This is a genomic window from Mesorhizobium sp. M7A.F.Ca.AU.002.02.1.1, assembly GCF_003998535.1.
Lineage (GTDB): Bacteria > Pseudomonadota > Alphaproteobacteria > Rhizobiales > Rhizobiaceae > Mesorhizobium > Mesorhizobium ciceri.
Genome location: NZ_RZPB01001070.1, coordinates 1 through 1,628, shown reverse-complemented (window position 1 = coordinate 1,628; position 1,628 = coordinate 1). Strand labels below are relative to the sequence as shown.

Sequence of the window (1,628 nt, the reverse complement as noted above, 5' to 3'; positions counted from 1 at the left end):
CTGCTGAGCGGCAAGTATCGGCCGGCTCAGGCCGGAACCGCGGGCCGGCTCGACGGATTTCGCAACTCGACGCATCCGGGGTTCCAAAAGTTCACGCAACGCAACTGGGCTATCGTGGCCGAACTCGAGAAGGTCGCATCCGAGATCGGCCGCAGCATGCCTCAGGTCGCGCTCAACTGGGTAGCGACGCAGCCGGGGATCGCGACCGTCATTCTCGGTGCGACGACGCTCAGCCAAATGCAGGACAATCTTGGCGCGCTGGATTTCGAGATTCCGAAAGCGCATCGCGACCGGCTGGAGAGGGTCAGCAGAACTCCAGCGCCGTTTCCCTATTCCTATTTCGGCGCGCAGATACAGGCGCGCGTCACCGGCGGCGCGACAACCGGCGACAAGCCCTCCAACTACGTGTCACCGGTGCTTATCGAAGGAGAGTCGGCCAGCGTGTCCACCAATTGATTGATGGGACAGGAAACCGGCGAATTTGCCGTTTGGGCGCCGCGTGACATCGCGGCGCCCTTCGTGTATCGGAACGCCATTGTTTCGAGGCGGCGCCTGCGCGAGGGTAGCCACCGAAACGCGCCACATGCAAATGAAGAGGCCCAGATGACGGTGAAGCCCCTCTACCGACGTGTCTTGTTGAAAGCGTCGGGCGAAGCGTTGATGGGCGAGCAGCATTTCGGCATCGACGTTTCAGTGGTGGATCGCATCGCCGGCGACATCGCCGAGGCGCGTGCATTGGGCATCGAGGTCGGTGTCGTCATCGGCGGCGGCAACATCTTTCGCGGCGTGGCCGTTGCCTCCAAGGGCGGCGACCGTGTCACCGGCGACCACATGGGCATGCTTGCCACGGTGATCAACTCGCTGGCGCTGCGCACGTCGTTGAACAAGATCGGCGTCGACGCCGTGGTGCTTTCGGCGATCGCCATGCCCGAACTTTGCGAGAGCTTTTCGCAGCGCCAGGCGACTGCCTACATGAACCAGGGCAAGGTGGTGATCTTCGCCGGCGGCACCGGTAATCCGTTCTTCACCACTGATTCGGCCGCCGCCCTCCGCGCGGCTGAAATCGGCGCCGACGCACTGTTCAAGGGCACTCAGGTCGACGGCGTCTACTCGGCGGACCCGAAGAAGGACCCGAATGCGACGCGTTTCGAGCGCATCAGCCATGGCGAAGTCATAAATCGCGGCCTTTCCATCATGGATACTGCAGCGATTGCACTTGCGCGCGAAAACAACATTCCGATAATCGTCTATTCGATCCACGAAAAAGGTGGTTTCGGCGATATTCTGAGGGGCGGCGGCCGCTGCACGGTCGTCGCGGACGATTGATCGGCGGCCAGGCTCGAAGGGAAACCGGTTTTCGAAGGTCCGATTCGAAGACGGAGCAGTGAGCCCGCATTAGACGGGTCGAGGAGATAAAGATGAGTGGTGAGTACGACGATCTCAAGCGGCGCATGGATGGGGCCATCGCCGCGTTCAAGCATGATCTGGCTTCGCTGCGGACCGGTCGCGCCTCCAGCAATCTGCTTGATGCGATCCAGGTGCAGGCCTATGGCACCACCATGCCGATCAACCAGGTCGCCAACGTCTCGGTGCCGGAGCCGCGCATGATCTCGGTATCGGTATGGGAC

General features: G+C 62.0%; 3 protein-coding genes. All 3 read left to right on the top strand.

Annotated elements, in window-relative coordinates:
- Positions 1–456: aldo/keto reductase (locus EN879_RS35085; RefSeq protein ID WP_164774806.1), on the top strand; the 456-nt coding region annotated here is incomplete at its 5' end.
- Between the two features lie 147 nt (positions 457–603).
- The gene (gene pyrH, locus EN879_RS35080) at positions 604–1,326 is read left to right on the top strand and encodes a UMP kinase (protein WP_013531760.1); all 723 of its coding nucleotides are present in this window, start codon (positions 604–606) and stop codon (positions 1,324–1,326) included.
- Positions 1,327–1,418: 92 nt separating this feature from the next.
- Positions 1,419–1,628: ribosome recycling factor (locus tag EN879_RS35075; RefSeq protein WP_127274669.1), on the top strand; the 210-nt coding region annotated here is incomplete at its 3' end.